Genomic DNA, 18,090 nt, shown 5'->3' with positions numbered 1-18,090 from the left:
GTGAACAGGTGCCGTAAATCGAATGTGCGTGCTATAGGGTCGGGCGTGGCGTCGGGCATGCTGGATGGCCGGGGATTGTTATGCCTCCGGGGAATCCGACCGGCGTTGTCAGTGGCTCCCCCTAGTCTGAGAAAGCACGGGGGCCTCGCCCCTGTCACTTCTCTCAAGAAAGGTGCGGACCGGCGTGGCCGACCGTCTCATCGTCCGTGGCGCGCGCGAGCACAACCTGAAGAACGTCTCGCTCGACCTGCCCCGCGACTCGCTCATCGTCTTCACGGGCCTGTCCGGTTCGGGCAAGTCCTCCCTGGCTTTCGACACGATCTTCGCCGAGGGCCAGCGGCGCTACGTGGAGTCGCTCTCCTCGTACGCCCGCCAGTTCCTCGGCCAGATGGACAAGCCGGACGTCGACTTCATCGAGGGCCTCTCGCCCGCGGTCTCCATCGACCAGAAGTCGACCTCGCGCAACCCGCGCTCGACGGTCGGCACGATCACCGAGGTCTACGACTACCTGCGCCTGCTCTTCGCGCGCATCGGCAAGCCGCACTGCCCCGAGTGCGGCCGCCCGATCTCGCGCCAGTCGCCGCAGGCCATCGTCGACAGGGTCCTGGAGCTGCCGGAGGGCAGCCGCTTCCAGGTGCTGTCGCCGCTGGTGCGCGAGCGCAAGGGAGAGTTCGTCGATCTCTTCGCCGATCTCCAGACCAAGGGGTACAGCCGCGCGCGGGTGGACGGCGAGACCGTCCAGCTCTCCAACCCGCCCACCCTGAAGAAGCAGGAGAAGCACACCATCGAGGTGGTCGTCGACCGCCTGACGGTGAAGGACTCCGCCAAGCGCCGGCTCACCGACTCGGTGGAGACCGCCCTCGGCCTGTCCGGCGGCATGGTGGTGCTCGACTTCGTCGACCTCCCCGAGGACGACCCCGAGCGCGAGCGCATGTACTCCGAGCATCTGTACTGCTCGTACGACGACCTCTCCTTCGAGGAGCTGGAGCCCCGCTCCTTCTCCTTCAACTCGCCCTTCGGCGCCTGCCCCGAGTGCACCGGCATCGGCACGCGCATGGAGGTCGACCCCGAGCTGATCGTCCCGGACCCGGACAAGACCCTCGACGAGGGCGCCATCCACCCCTGGTCGCACGGGCACACCAAGGACTACTTCGACCGCCAGATCGGCGGCCTCGCCGAAGTCCTCGGATTCCGGACGGACATCCCCTTCGCGGGGCTGCCGCAGCGTGCCAAGAAGGCCCTGCTCCACGGCCACAAGACGCAGATCGAGATCCGCTACCGCAACCGGTACGGGCGCGAGCGCGTCTACATGGCGTCCTTCGAAGGCGCCGTGAAATTCGTCAAGCGCCGGCACAGCGAGGCCGAGAGCGACGCCAGCCGCGAGCGCTTCGAGGGCTATATGCGCGAGGTGCCCTGCCCCACCTGTGAAGGCACGCGCCTGAAGCCGATCGTCCTCGCGGTCACGATCATGGAGAAGTCGATCGCCGAGGTCTCCGCGATGTCCATCAGCGACTGCGCGGACTTCCTGGGTGAGCTGAAGCTGAGCGCCCGCGACAGGAAGATCGCCGAGCGCGTGCTGAAGGAGGTCAACGAGCGGCTGCGGTTCCTGGTCGACGTCGGCCTGGACTACCTCTCGCTGAACCGCGCGGCCGGCACCCTCTCCGGCGGCGAGGCCCAGCGCATCCGCCTGGCCACCCAGATCGGCTCCGGACTGGTCGGCGTCCTCTACGTCCTCGACGAGCCCTCCATCGGCCTGCACCAGCGCGACAACCACCGGCTCATCGAGACCCTGGTCCGGCTGCGCGACATGGGCAACACGCTGATCGTCGTCGAACACGACGAGGACACCATCAAGGTCGCCGACTGGATCGTCGACATCGGCCCCGGCGCGGGCGAGCACGGCGGCAAGGTCGTGCACAGCGGCTCCCTGAAGGAACTGCTCGCCAACCCCGAGTCGCAGACCGGCCAGTACCTGGCGGGCAAGAAGTCCATCCCGGTGCCCGACATCCGGCGCCCCCTCGACCCGTCCCGGCAGCTCACGGTGCACGGCGCACGCGAGAACAACCTCCAGGACATCGACGTGTCCTTCCCGCTGGGCGTGTTCACCGCGGTCACGGGCGTGTCCGGCTCCGGCAAGTCGACGCTGGTCAACGACATCCTGTACACGCACCTGGCCCGCGAGCTCAACGGCGCCCGGAGCGTTCCGGGGCGGCACACGCGCGTGGACGGCGACGACCTCGTCGACAAGGTCGTCCATGTCGACCAGTCGCCCATCGGCCGCACCCCGCGGTCGAACCCGGCGACGTACACCGGCGTCTTCGATCACGTCCGCAAGCTGTTCGCCGAGACGACCGAGGCGAAGGTCCGCGGTTACATGCCCGGCCGCTTCTCCTTCAACGTCAAGGGCGGGCGCTGCGAGAACTGCGCGGGCGACGGCACGATCAAGATCGAGATGAACTTCCTCCCGGACGTGTACGTCCCGTGCGAGGTCTGCCACGGCGCCCGCTACAACCGGGAGACCCTGGAGGTCCACTACAAGGGCAAGTCCATCGCGGACGTTTTGAACATGCCGATCGAAGAGGCCATGCACTTCTTCGAGGCCGTTCCGGCGATCTCCCGCCACCTGAAGACGCTGAACGACGTCGGTCTCGGCTACGTCCGTCTCGGCCAGGCCGCGACCACCCTGTCCGGCGGTGAGGCACAGCGCGTGAAGCTCGCCAGCGAGCTGCAGAAGCGCTCCACCGGACGCACGGTCTACGTCCTGGACGAGCCGACCACCGGTCTGCACTTCGAGGACATCAGCAAGCTGCTGACCGTCCTGTCCGGCCTGGTCGACAAGGGCAACACGGTCATCGTCATCGAGCACAACCTCGACGTGATCAAGGTCGCCGACTGGATCGTCGACATGGGTCCTGAAGGCGGCGCCGGCGGTGGTCTCGTCGTCGCCGAGGGCACGCCCGAGCAGGTGGCCGGGATTCCGGCCAGCCACACCGGCAAGTTCCTGCGGGAGGTCCTCGACGCCGACCGGATCAGCGATGCACCGGTGAAGGCCCCGCGCCGGACGGTGGCCAAGAAGACGGTGGCGGCCACGTCGGCGGCGAAGAAGACGGCGGCGACGGCCAAGGCCGTCAACAACACTGCGACCAAGAAGGCTGCCGGAGTCACGAAGAAGGCCACACCCGCGAAGAAGACGACCCGCGCCCGGAAGGCCTGACCCACAGGCCGGAGGGGCAACTCGCGAACCACGCAAGGGGTCGGCCCGGACCGCTGGCTGAACACATGCAGCCCGCAGCGGCCCAGGTCACCCCTTGCGCGCGTCTGGCGTGCATGTGCGGTTGTGCCATCGTGACCATGTGCTGTCCGACGCGGCCATGCCGTGGATCGAGGAGCGCCTGGAGTGCCGCATCGCCGAACTGCGGCCGCGGCTCGCCGTCGGCTCCGCCGCCGCGGGCCGAGCAACCGTACACCGGGCGTCCCGGGCGCTCAGGCCAGTTCCGCCGCGCAGGGAGGCTCGGCCCCTGCCCGCGAGCACGTGATCGCCGCCGCGCGCGCGGCCAGCCGCAGCAGCCGGGTCCAACCGTCGGCGCCCAGACCCCCGAGAGCCTGCGGGGACAGGGCATCCCGGTCGGAGAGTCCGTGCAGCAGAGCCGCGTTCACGGTGTCGCCGGCCCCGATCGTGTCCACGACGTCGACCTTCTCGCCCGGCACGGAGTACACCGCACCGTCCCGGGTGAAGGCGGTCAGGCCGTCGCCGCCCTGCGTGATCACGACGGCCGCGGGGCCGGCGGCCAGCCACTCGTGCGGGGTGCCGCCCAGCCACCGCGCGTCCTCCTCCGAGAGCTTGAGCAGCGACACCGACGGCAGCCAGCTCTTGAACCGGGCCCGGTAGGCGTCCGCGTCGGGGATCAGCCCCACCCGGATGTTCGGGTCGAGTGTGGTGAACACGCCGCGCGCGGCCGCGCCCCGCAGCAGCTCTTCGTAGGCGGTCGCGCCCGGCTCAAGGACCAGCGAGCAGGTGCCGAAGGACACCGCCCGCGTCCCCGCGGGCAGCCCGGCGGGTGCCGTGAACAGCCGGTCGGCGGTGCCGTCGACGTAGAAGGAGTAGGCGGCCGAGCCATGCGCGTCGATCGTGGCGACCGCGAGGGTGGTCGGCTCCGTGCCGCGCTCTACGGCCGACACGTCGACGCCGGCCTCCCGCAGCCTGTCCAGCAGGGCTTCACCGAAGGCGTCGTACGAGACGCGGGAGCAGAAGGCCGTGGGGGAGCCGAGGCGGCCGAGGGCGACGGCCGTGTTGTAGGGGCCGCCGCCGAGCGCCGGCTTCAGGTCCGCGAGGGCGCCCGTGCCCTGCGGTACCAGGTCGATCAGGGCCTCACCGGCGACGACGATCACGAGACGGTTCCTTTCTCGGACTGCTGGGGCTGCGCGGCGTGCTCCGGCTCGGCGGGGCAGCCGCACGAGGTGCGGTGGACGAAGGTGCAGGCGAGCCGCACGGTCCGGGCGGGCCGGTCCGGTGCGGCGAGGCGGTCCAGGAGCAGCCGGACCGCCTGGGCGCCCAGGTCCTTGCTGGGCTGGGCGATCGCGGTGAGCCGGGGAGCGAACAGGTCCGCCCAGGCGAAGTCGTCGAAGCAGCACAGCGCGATGTCGTCGGGTACCGACAGGCCACGGACGCGCAGCGCGCGCAGAGCCCCGATGGTCATCGCGTTGTTGGCCGTGACGAGCCCGGTGGGCGGCGCGGCGAGGGACAGCAGGGCCGCGGTGGCGCGTTCGGCCCCGGCCACCTCGGAGTCCCCGTGCACGACGAGCCGCTCGTCGTAGGCGAGCCCGGCGGCGGCCAGGCCGTGCCGGTACCCGGTGATCCGCTCCCTGGTCGTGCTCAGCCCCGGCCGGCCCGCGACCAGGGCGATCCGCCGGTGGCCGAGTCCGGCGAGGTGGGTGACCAACTGGGCCGTCGGTTCGGCGCTGTCGGCACAGACCTGGTCGAAGCGCGCCACGCCGTCTTTGGGCAAGTCGAGCAGCCGGTCGAGGAACACGGTCGGTACGTCGTGACGCCCCAGGTAGGCGACGAGCTCGCGCGGATCCGCGGAGGGGGCGACGATCATGCCGTCCACCCGTCGTTCGTGCAGGAGCTGGACGACCTTGCGCTCGTGCTCCGGATCGTCGTGCGGATCCGCGATGAGCAGGCTGTAGCCGTGCTCCAGGGCACTGGCCTCGACTCCCTGGAGGATCTCCGTGAAGTACGGGTTGCTGATCGCCGACACCGCGAGGCCGATGGACCGCGTCCGGGAGGTCACCAGCGAGCGGGCGAGGGTGTTGGGTGTGTAGCCGAGCTCGTCGATGGCGTCCAGCACGGCCTGGCGGGTGTGGGGCAGCACCGGCCGGGTGTCGTTCAGTACGTGCGAGACGGTCGCCACGGACACACCGGCGCTGCGTGCGACGTCGGCCATGGTCGGCATGGAGTCCACCTCCCGGAACGAAACGGCACGGCGCGGCACGGCGCGGCACGGCATGGCACAGCAGGGCAAGGCACGGGGAACGTACCGCATGCGACGGCGGACGTAAACGCTTGCGCAAGCGTTTACGTCAGATACCAAAGGAGCGCGCGGGCCGAGCTCACGGCCTGCGCCTCACTCCCAGTCCCACGCGATCCCCACGATCCCCGGCCGCACCCGAGGCTCCACGAGGTGAACCGAGTGATGCCTGCCGGTGAGGGCCAGTTCCTGCCGGCCGCTGCGCGGCGCCGCCGCCGAGTGCTGGGCGAAACGGTGGCAGCGCACCGGTAGCGCGTCCTCGTCGAACCGCACCTGGAGCGCGTACTGGCCGCCGGCCGGCCCGAACCCGCGGACGTACTCCCGCGACACACCGGCCGTGCCGTCCTCGACGCCGTAACGGAAGAGGAAGGTGTCGCCGGCCCGCAGCCGGGTGTCGAAGAGCAGCTCGGCCACCAGTACCCCGGTCGCGTCGTCCGAACGGACCCGTCCCGTACGGCAGTTCTCCAGGGCGTGGACGCTCATACGCTGCGGCACGCAGCCCGGGTCGCCGTGGTGCACGGCCACGAAGCGGTCGACGCCGTCCCGGTGGGCGCGCACGATGTGCTGCGACTCGCGCCCCGTCAGCTCGCGGCGCGCCCCGATCCGCACCCGCTCGTGGTGCCCCAGCGTGTGCAGCCCGCCGTCGGGCGGCGAGTCCAGTTCGGCCAGCAGCCGATCCAGGACGCCCGAAGCCTCCACCAGGGAGCGGTAGGAGCGGGCCGCGGGCCGCTGCGCGGCCAGGTCCTCGTCGGGCCGGGCGAGCAGCCGGATCAGTGACTCCTCGGGCAGCTGGAGGATCTCCTCCAGCGCGCGTACGGCCCGCAGGGACTCCGGGCGCTGCGGGCGCCGGGCCCCCTGCTGCCAGTAACTCAGGCTCGTGACGCCGACCTTGACCCCGTAGCGCGACAGATGGTGCTGCACCCGCTGCAGCGGCAGTCCGCGGGCGGCGATCGCGGCGCGCAGCGCGACGTGGAAAGGTCCGCCGCGCAGGGCCGAGTCCAGTTCCGCGGTGGCGACGGTGGCGACGTCCGCGTGCTGTGGGGCGTGCGGCATGCAGGGGCCTTTCTGTGACTGGTTCACAACGGCTGGTCAGACCGTTCACAAGGGTGTGCCGGAGGCACCGCGCCGGCGCCGAGGGATCTTCACATCCGTACGCCGTCGTTCAGGCCCCCGAGTTCCCCCGCATTGAAGCGTGTTGACCAAGTCCCGACAACACCTGATGTCCTACAGAGCCGTACTGATGACTGATTTCGCTGCGGTCGACTCACGACGGAGGTCGCCGTCTCGACGGCTGCCGTGGGGCGGGCCGGAGGCGGACGTGTGACCGCCCGGCTGTACGCCGGGGAATGCGTCCAAGCGGGGGAACCTGGACTCGGTGACGTCGCGTACGCTCCGGGTGCCTCTCAGGGGCGCTGGATCTCGTCCCGCTGTGCCCGCGATGCGCGCTTGGCGCGCACGATGTCGGCATCGCGCGGGTCGCGCAGGTCGTCCAGCGCGAACGTGTCGTCCGTGGTCCGGCCGGTACGACCCGACCGCCGCCGCTTCTCGATCCGTATCCGCCGCATACCCGCAGCCCTCCGACCGACGACCCGCCGCCCCCCGGCGAGGCGGCTGGTCCCTTGGTATCCGCAGAGACCTGCGCATCCCTTGCGCGCGTCTATATGCCGTCACAGGAGGCTCGCGATTCTCCCTCGCCGACCGTGGGCACCCGGGGCCGAAGGGAACCCGCCGACCCGGCGGCGTCGTCCACAGGCTCACCGCGCTGTCACCCCCCGCCAGTAGGGTGTGAGACATGGCCGATCCCTCCAGCTACCGCCCCTCTCCGGGACAGATCCCGGACTCTCCCGGGGTGTACAGGTTCCGTGACGAGCACCGCCGGGTGATCTACGTCGGAAAGGCGAAGAGCCTGCGCCAACGCCTGGCGAACTACTTCCAGGACCTGGCAGGCCTCCACCCCCGGACCCGCACCATGGTCACCACGGCCGCGTCCGTGGAGTGGACGGTGGTGTCCACGGAGGTCGAGGCCCTGCAGCTGGAGTACTCCTGGATCAAGGAGTACGACCCCCGGTTCAACGTCAAGTACCGCGACGACAAGAGCTACCCGTACCTCGCGGTGACGATGAACGAGGAGTTCCCGCGCGTACAGGTGATGCGCGGTCACAAGAAGAAGGGCGTCAGGTATTTCGGGCCGTACGCGCACGCGTGGGCGATCCGCGACACCGTCGACCTCCTCCTGCGCGTCTTCCCGGTCCGCACCTGCTCCGCCGGCGTCTTCAAGAACGCCGCCCGCACCGGCCGCCCCTGCCTGCTCGGCTACATCGGCAAGTGCTCCGCACCCTGCGTCGGCCGGGTCTCCGCCGACGAGCACCGAGAACTCGCCGACGATTTCTGCGACTTCATGGCCGGCCGTACGGGCACGTACCTGCGCCGTCTGGAGAAGCAGATGAAGGCGGCCGCCGAGGAGATGGAGTACGAGCGCGCGGCTCGCCTGCGCGACGACATCGAGGCCCTGAAGAGGGCCATGGAGAAGAACGCGGTCGTGCTCGCCGACGCGACCGACGCCGATCTGATCGCGGTCGCCGAGGACGAGCTGGAAGCGGCCGTGCAGATCTTCCACGTCCGCGGCGGACGCGTGCGCGGCCAGCGCGGCTGGGTGACCGACAAGGTCGAGGAGATCACCACCGGCGCCCTGGTCGAGCACGCCCTCCAGCAGCTCTACGGCGAGGAGAAGGGCGACGCGGTCCCCAAGGAGGTCCTCGTCCCGGCCCTGCCCGACCCGGTGGAGCCCGTCCAGGAGTGGCTGACCGAGCGCCGCGGGTCCAATGCCGCGCTGCGCATCCCGCAGCGCGGCGACAAGAAGGACCTCATGGAGACCGTGCAGCGCAACGCCCAGCAGGCGCTCGTGCTGCACAAGACCAAGCGCGCCTCCGACCTGACCACGCGCTCGCGCGCGCTGGAGGAGATCGCCGAGGCCCTCGACCTGGACAGCGCCCCGCTCAGGATCGAGTGCTACGACATCTCCCACCTCCAGGGCGACGACGTCGTGGCCTCCATGGTCGTCTTCGAGGACGGCCTGCAGCGCAAGAGCGAGTACCGCCGCTTCCAGATCAAAGGTCGTGTCGGAGACACGCAAATCTGGCACGGTGCCGGGCAGGACGACGTCCGCTCCATGCATGAGGTGATCGCCCGCCGCTTCAAGCGCTACCTCGCCGAGAAGGAGAAGACGGGGGAGTGGGCCGACGGAGAAGAGCTCAAGGACGACGACGGCCGCCCCAAGCGCTTCGCCTACCCGCCCCAGCTCGTCGTCGTCGACGGCGGCCAGCCGCAGGTCGCGGCCGCCAAGAAGGCCCTCGACGAGCTCGGCATCGACGACATCGCCGTCTGCGGGCTCGCCAAGCGCCTGGAGGAGGTCTGGCTGCCGGACGAGGACGACCCGGTGGTCCTGCCCCGCACCAGCGAGGGCCTCTACCTGCTCCAACGGGTCCGGGACGAGGCCCACCGCTTCGCGATCACCTACCAGCGCACCAAGAGGGCCAAGCGCTTCAGGTCGAGCCCCTTGGACGACGTGCCGGGGCTCGGGGACGCGCGCAAGCAGGCCCTGCTGAAGCATTTCGGTTCGTTGAAGAAACTGCGATCCGCCACCATCGACCAGATCTGCGAGGTACCCGGCATAGGCCGCAAGACGGCCGAGACCATCGCCGTGGCTCTCGCCCAGGCGGCTCCGGCCACGCCGGCCGTGAACACGGCGACTGGAGAGATCATGGAAGAGGAACCCGGCACCATGGATTCCAGTGGGGAACCCGTGACGATGGGCGCCCCGGACGAACGACGGGGGCAGGAGACATGAATGTGAACGAGCACGACGAGCAACAAGGCCAAGACCAAGCCGGAGACGGAGCACAGGTGAGTACGGGCACGCCCACCGAGACGAGCGCAGTCCCGGACGCCGCGATCCCCGAGCTGGTGATCATCTCCGGCATGTCCGGAGCCGGCCGCTCGACGGCCGCCAAGTGTCTGGAGGACCTGGGCTGGTTCGTCGTCGACAACCTCCCGCCCGCGCTGATCCCCACCATGGTGGAGCTCGGCGCCCGCTCCCAGGGCAACGTGGCGCGGATCGCGGTCGTCGTCGACGTCCGCGGCCGCCGCTTCTTCGACAACCTCCGCGAATCCCTCGCCGACCTCGACAGCAGGCAGGTCACCCGGCGGATCGTCTTCCTGGAGTCCTCCGACGAGGCCCTGGTGCGCCGCTTCGAGTCGGTGCGCCGCCCGCACCCCCTCCAGGGCGACGGCCGCATCGTCGACGGCATCGCCGCCGAGCGCGAGCTGCTGCGCGAGCTGCGCGGCGACGCCGACCTGGTGATCGACACCTCCAGCCTGAACGTGCACGAGCTGCGCGCCAAGATGGACGCCCAGTTCGCCGGCGAGGAGGAGCCCGAGCTGCGGGCCACCGTCATGTCCTTCGGCTTCAAGTACGGCCTCCCGGTCGACGCCGACCTGGTCGCGGACATGCGGTTCCTCCCCAACCCGCACTGGGTCCCGGAGCTGCGCCCCTTCAACGGCCTCAACGAGGAGGTCTCGGCGTACGTCTTCAACCAGCCCGGCGCCAAGGAGTTCCTCGACCGGTACGCCGAGCTGCTCCGGCTGATCGCGGCCGGATACCGGCGTGAGGGCAAGCGGTACGTGACCATCGCCATCGGGTGTACGGGCGGCAAGCACCGCTCGGTCGCCACGTCGGAGAAGCTCGCCGCGCGCCTCGCGGCCGAGGGTGTGGAGACGGTGGTCGTGCACCGGGACATGGGACGCGAATGACGGGACGTACTCCGCGGCTGAGCAAGCTGCGCCGTGCGGTGCCCGAGGGGCGCGCGAGCAGGCCCGTCGAGGCCCGCGGCGCCAAACCGCGCCGCCGGGGCGCCCAGCCCAAGGTGGTCGCCCTCGGCGGCGGCATGGGCCTGTCCGCCTCGCTCGCCGCACTGCGCCGGATCACCGGCGACCTCACCGCCGTCGTCACCGTGGCCGACGACGGCGGCTCCAGCGGGCGCCTGCGCGACGAGCTGGGGGTGCTGCCGCCCGGCGACCTGCGCAAGGCGCTGGCCGCGCTGTGCGGCGACGACGACTGGGGCCAGACCTGGGCCCGCGTCATCCAGCACCGTTTCCAGTCCAAGGGCGACCTGCACGAACACGCGGTCGGGAACCTGCTGATCGTCGCCCTGTGGGAGCAGCTCGGCGACCACGTCCAGGCCCTCGATCTGGTCGGCAAGCTCCTCGGCGCGCACGGACGCGTGCTGCCCATGTCCGCCGTACCCCTGGAGCTCCAGGCCCTGGTCAAGGGCCACGACCCGGACCGGCCCGAGGAGGTCGACACCGTGCGGGGCCAGGCGACCGTGGCCCTCACCACCGGCGAGGTGCAGTCCGTGCACCTCGTGCCGAACGACCCGCCGGCCGTACCCGAGGCCGTGGAAGCCGTCCTCGACGCGGACTGGGTGGTCCTCGGCCCCGGCTCCTGGTTCTCCTCGGTCATCCCGCACCTGCTCGTACCCGAGCTGCTGGACGCCCTCACCCAGACGAAGGCACGCCGGGTACTCTCGCTGAACCTCGCCCCGCAGCCCGGAGAAACCGAAGGCTTCTCCCCGCAGCGTCATTTGGAGGTTTTGGGACGACACGCCCCTAAACTCGCCCTGGACGTGGTGCTGGCCGACGAGGCCGCCGTGCCCGACCGCGATGTGCTCACCGAGGCCGCCAAGCGGCTCGGTGCCGCGGTCGAGCTGGCCCCGGTCGCCCGGAGAGATGGTTCTCCACGGCACGACCCGGAGCTGCTGGCCGCCGCGTACGACCGTATTTTTCGGATGCATGGAAGGATCGGCCCATGGCGATGACGGCAGCGGTGAAGGACGAGATCTCCCGGCTCCCCGTCACCCGGACCTGCTGCAGGAAGGCAGAGGTCTCCGCCGTTCTGCGGTTCGCCGGCGGCCTCCACCTGGTGAGCGGGCGCATCGTGATCGAGGCGGAGCTGGACACCGCGATGGCGGCTCGCCGCCTGAAGCGGGACATCCTGGAGATCTTCGGCCACAGCTCCGAACTGATCGTGATGGCGCCGGGCGGGCTGCGCCGCGGTTCGCGGTACGTCGTCCGGGTCGTCGCCGGCGGTGACCAGCTGGCCCGGCAGACCGGCCTGGTCGACGGCCGCGGCCGCCCGATCCGCGGCCTGCCCCCGCAGGTGGTCTCCGGGGCCACCTGCGACGCGGAGGCCGCCTGGCGCGGGGCCTTCCTGGCGCACGGCTCGCTCACCGAGCCCGGCCGCTCCTCCTCCCTGGAGGTGACCTGCCCGGGTCCCGAGGCCGCTCTCGCCCTGGTCGGCGCCGCGCGCCGCCTGTCGATCGCCGCCAAGGCCCGCGAGGTGCGCGGCGTGGACCGGGTCGTCGTCCGCGACGGCGACGCCATCGGCGCCCTGCTCACCCGGCTCGGCGCCCACGAGTCGGTGCTGGCGTGGGAGGAGCGGCGGATGCGCCGCGAGGTGCGGGCCACGGCGAACCGTCTCGCCAACTTCGACGACGCCAACCTGCGCCGCTCCGCGCGCGCGGCCGTCGCCGCCGGCGCCCGGGTCCAGCGGGCCCTGGAGATCCTCGGCGACGACGTCCCCGAGCACCTCGCCGCCGCCGGCCGGCTGCGCATGGAGCACAAGCAGGCCTCCCTGGAGGAGCTGGGCGCGCTCGCCGATCCGCCGCTGACCAAGGACGCCGTCGCCGGCCGTATCCGCCGTCTGCTGGCGATGGCCGACAAGCGGGCCCAGGACCTCGGCATCCCGGGCACGGAGTCCAGCATCACCGAGGAGATGGCGGACAACCTCGTGGGGTGACGTGAGCGGGACACGTGAGCAGGTGACGTAAGCAGCCCAATACGCCGGTGCCGACGCCCACTTGGGCCACCGGCACCGGCGTTCGCATGTGCTTGAGGCACCCTTGACTCGATCACGAAGTGACATGAGCCTGGCATGTGCTCGCCAGTGTGGCGAACCATTGCTAGGGGGGTTCATGAGACGAAAAGCGAGACCGATCCTCGCTGTTGGCGCACTCCTGCTGGGCGGTGCGGGAATCGCACCCATCGCCCAGGCAGCGCAAGGCCCCGGTTCTCCCGATCCGAACGAGGTCAAGGTCTTCCGGGCCGAGGTCACCCAGAAGCAGGTACCCCTGTTGCTGGCGGCCGGCCAGGACGGCCACGAATTAGGTGAGCAGGTGCCCGAGAAGGGCAAGGCCACCGTCGAGGTCTACCTCACCGACCAGCAGGCCGAGAAGCTCGAGGACAAGGGCGTCGACCTTCGAGAGCACAAGCTGTCCGCCAAGGCCGGGAACCGCGTCAAGGACGCCGCCGAGGGCGTGTTCCGGCCGTACAGCGGAAGCGGCGGTCTCAAAGAGGAGATCCTCAAGACCAGCCAGGAGCACCCCGACCTCACCAAGGTCGTCTCCATCGGCAAGACGGTGGGCGGCCAGGACATCCTGGCCCTCAAGATGACCAAGGGTGCCAAGAAGTCCAAGGACGGCTCCAAGCCCTCCGTCCTCTACCTGTCCAATCAGCACGCGCGCGAGTGGATCACGCCGGAGATGACCCGCCGGCTGATGCACCACTACCTGGACAACTACAAGACGGACAAGCGCGTCAAGAAGGTCGTCGACTCCACCGAGCTGTGGTTCGTGCTGACGGCCAACCCCGACGGCTACGACTACACCTTCCAGGACCCCGACAACCGTCTGTGGCGCAAGAACCTGCGGGACAACAACGGCGACGGCGCCATCACCACCGGCGACGGCGTCGACCTCAACCGCAACTTCTCCTACAAGTGGGGCTACGACGACGAGGGTTCGTCCCCCAACCCCACCAGCCAGACCTACCGCGGTGCGGCCCCCGGCTCCGAGCCCGAGACCAAGGCCCTCGACGCCTTCGAGAAGCGGATCGGCTTCACGTACGGCATCAACTACCACTCCGCCGCCGAACTCCTCCTCTACGGGGTCGGCTGGCAGGTCGCCACGCCCACCCCGGACGACGTGCTCTACGAGGCGCTCGCCGGTACGCCGGAGAACTCCGCGATCCCCGGTTACCACCCGCAGGTCTCCTCGGAGCTCTACACCACCAACGGCGAGGCCGACGGCCACGCGGCGAACGTCAACGGCATGGCGATGTTCACCCCCGAGATGTCGACGTGCGAAACCGCCTCGAACGTCGACCCGAACGACGCCTGGAAGCCGGAGGACTGCCAGTCGATCTTCACCTTCCCGGACGACGAGACGCTGATCCAGCAGGAGTTCGCCAAGAACGTCCCGTTCGCGCTCTCCCTCGCCGAGTCCGCCGCCCGCCCCGACCGGCCGAAGTCCGCGGTCGGCCTGAGCGCCGCCGACTTCACCCCGGCCGCCTTCTCGACGTCGTACTCGCGCGGCGCCGACCAGGAGGTCTCCGTCGTCGTACGCAAGTCCGTGCGCGACAAGGAGCTCAAGTACCGCGTCAACGGCGGCCGTACGCAGGACAGGGCGCTCAAGGCATGGAAGGGCGGCGAGACGTACGGCGGGGAGGACAACCTCTACTTCGACGAGTACCGGGCCGAGGTCGAGGACGGCGACCCGGGCGACAAGGTCGAGGTGTGGTTCACCGGCGAGACGAAGAGCGGAAAGCCGGTCTCCAGCGAGCACTTCACCTACACCGTGGCCGAACGGCCGCGCGCGGACACCCTCGTCGTCGCCGAGGAGGGCGCGGCCGCCACACAGGCGCAGACGTACGTCGACGCGCTGAAGGCGAACGGCCGCAAGGCGCTCGTGTGGGACGTCGCCACGCAGGGCGCGCCCGACGCGCTGGGGGTCCTCGGGCACTTCAAGACGGTCGTCCACTACACCGGCGCGAACGTCCCCGGCATCGCCACTCAGCTCCAGCTGCGGGCCCACCTCAACGAGGGCGGCAAGCTGATCGAGGCCGGGGAGCAGGCGGGCGGCAACGTCGATCTCGGCGGCGGCACCCTGTCGAACGACTTCGGTCAGTACTACCTGGGCGCCTACACACGGGCGTCGACCCCCGGGGCCACCGGCTTCACCGGCTCCGGCAGGCTCGGCGGCTTCACCGGCGCGCTCACCGGGGCGACCGGCAACCCGCTGGACCGCGCCGGAACGTACGGCGTGACCTCGGACGAACTGCCCGTCGACAAGTTCCCCCAGTTCGCCAGCGCGGGCGCGGGCCAGTTCGCCGGGACCGGCAACCCGTACGGACCTCATGCGGGCGCCTCCATGGCCGCCGCAGTCCACACCGACGACGCCTACAAGCGGCTCACCCGCACCGTGGACCTCACCGGCGTCACCGCGGCCGACAAGCCCACCCTGCGCACCCAGTTGCTGTGGGACACCGAGCCCGGCTACGACAACGTGCTGGTCGAGGCCCACACCACGGGGGCCGACGACTGGACGACGCTCCCGGAGGCGGGCGGCGCCACCCGCACCACCGTGCCGGAGGACTGCTCGGGCGGCTACTACGTGGGCGAGCACCCCTGGCTCGAGCACTACCTGACCGTCGGTGCCGGCGGCTGCACCGCGACGGGCACCACCGGCTCGTGGAACGCCCTCACCGGCGCCTCCGGGGGCTGGCGGCAGGTGAACTTCGACCTGAGCGCGTACGCGGGCAAGTCGGTCGAGGTCTCGATCAGCTACGTCTCCGACCCGGGCAGCGGCGGCCGCGGTGTCCTCGCCGACGACGCCTCGCTCGTCGTCGGTGGCACGGCCACCGAGACCGAGGGCTTCGAGACGTCACTGGGCGCCTGGAAGGTCGCCGGACCGCCCGCGGGCAGCCCGGCCGTCCTCAAGGACTGGGCACGCACCGGGGCCCTGTTCCAGACATACGGAGCGGTCACCACGGACGACACCGTGCTGCTGGGCTTCGGCCTGGAGCACGTCGCCTCGGCGGCCGACCGCACGGCCCTGCTCAAGAAGGCGCTTACCGCCCTCAAAGGGTGATCCACCTGGTCAAACCGGCGTGACTTCAGGTCGCCGGATCGAGTGACAGGGCTTTCCGGCCCGGGCGGTCCGTACCCCTACTGGCGGGTACGGACCGCCGTGCCGTGTATGGGACATCTCGATGTCACCCCGGACGCCTCAGGGAGGTAGGGTCGTAGGCGGTCGGGGACATCCCATACAGCTCGCCGGTCTCGAAACCGGCGTACCAACGAGGAGATCGGTTCGTGACGATCCGCGTAGGCATCAACGGCTTTGGCCGCATCGGTCGTAACTACTTCCGCGCGCTGCTGGAGCAGGGTGCAGACATCGAGATCGTGGCTGTCAACGACCTGGGTGACACCGCGACCACCGCTCACCTGCTGAAGTACGACACCATTCTGGGCCGCCTCAAGCAGGAGGTCTCCCACACCGCCGACACGATCACCGTCGACGGCAGGACCATCAAGGTCCTGTCCGAGCGCAACCCCGCCGACATCCCGTGGGGCGAGCTGGGCGTCGACATCGTCATCGAGTCGACCGGCATCTTCACGAAGAAGGCCGACGCCGAGAAGCACATCACCGGCGGTGCCAAGAAGGTCCTCATCTCGGCTCCGGCCAAGGACGAGGACATCACCATCGTGATGGGCGTCAACCACGACAAGTACGACGCGGCGAACCACCACGTCATCTCCAACGCCTCCTGCACCACCAACTGTGTGGCGCCGATGGCCAAGGTCCTCGACGAGAACTTCGGCATCGTCAAGGGCCTGATGACGACGGTGCACGCGTACACGAACGACCAGCGCATCCTGGACTTCCCGCACAAGGACCTGCGCCGCGCCCGTGCCGCCGCCGAGAACATCATCCCGACCACCACCGGTGCCGCCAAGGCCACCGCCCTGGTCCTGCCGCAGCTCAAGGGCAAGCTGGACGGCATCGCGATGCGCGTCCCGGTCCCGACCGGCTCGGTCACCGACCTGGTCGTCGAGCTCGGCCGCGAGGTCACCAAGGAAGAGGTCAACGCCGCCTTCCAGAAGGCCGCCGAGGGCGAGCTCAAGGGCCTTCTCGAGTACACCGAGGACGCGATCGTCTCCTCCGACATCGTCAACGAGCCGGCGTCCTGCACCTTCGACTCCTCCCTGACCATGGTCCAGGAGGGCAAGAACGTGAAGGTCATCGGCTGGTACGACAACGAGTGGGGCTACTCCAACCGCCTCGTCGACCTGACGGTCTTCGTCGGCAACCAGCTCTGATCGACAGAGCAGGCACTTCGATGTGAGAGCAGGGCTCGGGCAGCGCAGGGACGCGCTGCCCGAGCCCTGACTCACGTGCAGATCAGCCCTCCTACGATCACGAGCATCACGAGCCCTCCTCAGGAGTTCCCTCCATGAAGACGATCGACGAACTTCTCGCCGAAGGCGTGGGCGGCCAGCGGGTCTTCGTCCGCGCCGACCTGAACGTGCCGCTGGACGGCACCAAGATCACCGATGACGGTCGCATCCGGGCCGTGCTGCCCACCGTCAAGGCCCTCGCCGAGGCGGGCGCCCGCGTGGTCGTCGCCTCGCACCTGGGCCGCCCCAAGGGCGCCCCGGACCCGGCCTTCTCGCTCGGTCCCGCCGCCGCGCGCCTGGGTGAACTCCTGGGCGCCGACGTGGCCTTCGCGACCGACACGGTCGGCGAGTCCGCCCGTTCCACGGTCGCCGGCCTCGCCGACGGCCAGGTCGCCGTCATCGAGAACCTGCGCTTCAACGCAGGCGAGACCGCCAAGGACGACGCCGAGCGCGGAGCCTTCGCCGACCAGCTCGCCGAGCTCGCCGATCTGTACGTGGGCGACGGCTTCGGAGCGGTGCACCGCAAGCACGCCTCGGTCGTCGACCTGCCGGCCCGGCTGCCGCACGCCGCCGGCTACCTCATCGCCACCGAGGTCGCCGTCCTGAAGAAGCTCACCGAGGACGTCAAGCGCCCCTACGTCGTCGCCCTCGGCGGCGCCAAGGTCTCCGACAAGCTCGCCGTCATCGACCAGCTGCTCGGCAAGGCCGACCGGCTGCTCATCGGCGGCGGCATGGCCTACACCTTCCTGAAGGCCAAGGGCTACGAGGTCGGCAGCTCCCTCCTCCAGGAGGACCAGATCCCGGCCGTCGTCGAGTACATCGAGCGCGCCGAGAAGAACGGTGTCGAGCTGGTTCTCCCCGTCGACGTGGTGGCCGCCCCCGAGTTCCCGGACCTGAAGACCAAGGCCCCGGCCAACCCGAACACCGTCGCCGCGAACGCCGTCCCGGCCGACCAGATGGGTCTCGACATCGGGCCTGAGTCCCGCAAGCTGTACGCCTCGAAGCTCGCCGACGCCGCCACCGTCTTCTGGAACGGCCCCATGGGCGTCTTCGAGCACCCCGACTACGCCGAGGGCACCAAGGCGGTCGCCCAGGCCCTCCTCGACTCCCCGGGCTTCACCGTGGTGGGCGGCGGCGACTCCGCCGCGGCCGTCCGCACCCTGGGCTTCGACGAGACCGCATTCGGCCACATCTCGACCGGCGGCGGCGCCTCCCTCGAATACCTCGAGGGCAAGACGCTCCCCGGCCTCGCCGCACTGGAGGACTGAGCAA

The 18,090-nt window shown here is 70.2% G+C and carries 12 protein-coding genes; 8 read left to right on the top strand and 4 right to left on the bottom strand.

From position 1 onward, the window contains the following. The first annotated feature begins 184 nt into the window (after positions 1–184). The gene (uvrA, locus tag Q4V64_RS12215; protein ID WP_124443118.1) at positions 185–3,214 is read left to right on the top strand and encodes an excinuclease ABC subunit UvrA; all 3,030 of its coding nucleotides are present in this window, start codon (positions 185–187) and stop codon (positions 3,212–3,214) included. 269 nt (positions 3,215–3,483) lie between these two features. On the opposite strand, the gene Q4V64_RS12210 is transcribed toward uvrA, so the two are convergent. From Q4V64_RS12210 to Q4V64_RS12195, 4 genes are all read right to left on the bottom strand, one after another. Then, positions 3,484–4,389 carry a carbohydrate kinase gene (locus tag Q4V64_RS12210; protein ID WP_124443119.1) on the bottom strand — a complete coding sequence of 302 codons (906 nt, stop codon included), beginning with the start codon at positions 4,387–4,389 and terminating at the stop codon, positions 3,484–3,486. Continuing rightward, positions 4,386–5,453 (bottom strand): LacI family DNA-binding transcriptional regulator, encoded by a 1,068-nt coding sequence (locus tag Q4V64_RS12205; protein ID WP_124443120.1) that lies wholly within the window; start codon positions 5,451–5,453, stop codon positions 4,386–4,388. Before Q4V64_RS12205 ends, Q4V64_RS12210 begins: the two co-directional genes overlap by 4 nt. 171 nt (positions 5,454–5,624) lie before the next feature. Continuing rightward, positions 5,625–6,581: a hypothetical protein gene (locus tag Q4V64_RS12200; protein WP_124443121.1), complete on the bottom strand. Its 957-nt coding sequence runs from the start codon at positions 6,579–6,581 to the stop codon at positions 5,625–5,627. 350 nt (positions 6,582–6,931) lie between these two features. Further along, entirely contained in the window at positions 6,932–7,093 is a 162-nt protein-coding gene (locus Q4V64_RS12195) for a hypothetical protein (protein WP_172629436.1), read from the bottom strand. Between the two features lie 227 nt (positions 7,094–7,320). On the opposite strand from Q4V64_RS12195, the gene uvrC reads away from it, so the two are divergent. The 7 genes from uvrC (at position 7,321) to Q4V64_RS12160 (ending at position 18,086) form a co-directional block, all read left to right on the top strand. Further along, complete coding sequence (gene uvrC, locus Q4V64_RS12190; protein WP_124443122.1) at positions 7,321–9,375, top strand: excinuclease ABC subunit UvrC; 2,055 nt, start codon at positions 7,321–7,323, stop codon at positions 9,373–9,375. Next, positions 9,372–10,337 carry an RNase adapter RapZ gene (gene rapZ / locus Q4V64_RS12185; protein WP_124443123.1) on the top strand — a complete coding sequence of 322 codons (966 nt, stop codon included), beginning with the start codon at positions 9,372–9,374 and terminating at the stop codon, positions 10,335–10,337. The genes uvrC and rapZ overlap by 4 nt, the downstream gene beginning before the upstream one ends. Further along, the gene (gene yvcK, locus Q4V64_RS12180; RefSeq protein ID WP_124443124.1) at positions 10,334–11,401 is read left to right on the top strand and encodes a uridine diphosphate-N-acetylglucosamine-binding protein YvcK; all 1,068 of its coding nucleotides are present in this window, start codon (positions 10,334–10,336) and stop codon (positions 11,399–11,401) included. Before rapZ ends, yvcK begins: the two co-directional genes overlap by 4 nt. After that, positions 11,392–12,381, top strand: coding sequence for a DNA-binding protein WhiA (gene whiA, locus Q4V64_RS12175; RefSeq protein ID WP_124443125.1), 990 nt, complete (start codon positions 11,392–11,394; stop codon positions 12,379–12,381). The genes yvcK and whiA overlap by 10 nt, the downstream gene beginning before the upstream one ends. 175 nt (positions 12,382–12,556) lie before the next feature. Then, positions 12,557–15,508, top strand: coding sequence for a M14 family metallopeptidase (locus Q4V64_RS12170; RefSeq protein ID WP_124443126.1), 2,952 nt, complete (start codon positions 12,557–12,559; stop codon positions 15,506–15,508). Between the two features lie 224 nt (positions 15,509–15,732). Beyond that, positions 15,733–16,740 (top strand): type I glyceraldehyde-3-phosphate dehydrogenase, encoded by a 1,008-nt coding sequence (gene gap / locus Q4V64_RS12165; RefSeq protein WP_124443127.1) that lies wholly within the window; start codon positions 15,733–15,735, stop codon positions 16,738–16,740. Between the two features lie 134 nt (positions 16,741–16,874). After that, positions 16,875–18,086, top strand: coding sequence for a phosphoglycerate kinase (locus Q4V64_RS12160; RefSeq protein ID WP_124443128.1), 1,212 nt, complete (start codon positions 16,875–16,877; stop codon positions 18,084–18,086). Positions 18,087–18,090 lie beyond the last annotated feature (4 nt).

The organism is Streptomyces sp. NL15-2K (assembly GCF_030551255.1).
Taxonomy (GTDB): Bacteria; Actinomycetota; Actinomycetes; order Streptomycetales; family Streptomycetaceae; genus Streptomyces.
The sequence above is the reverse complement of the archived record's forward strand: the minus strand, read 5'-3'. Positions and strand labels throughout refer to the sequence as shown.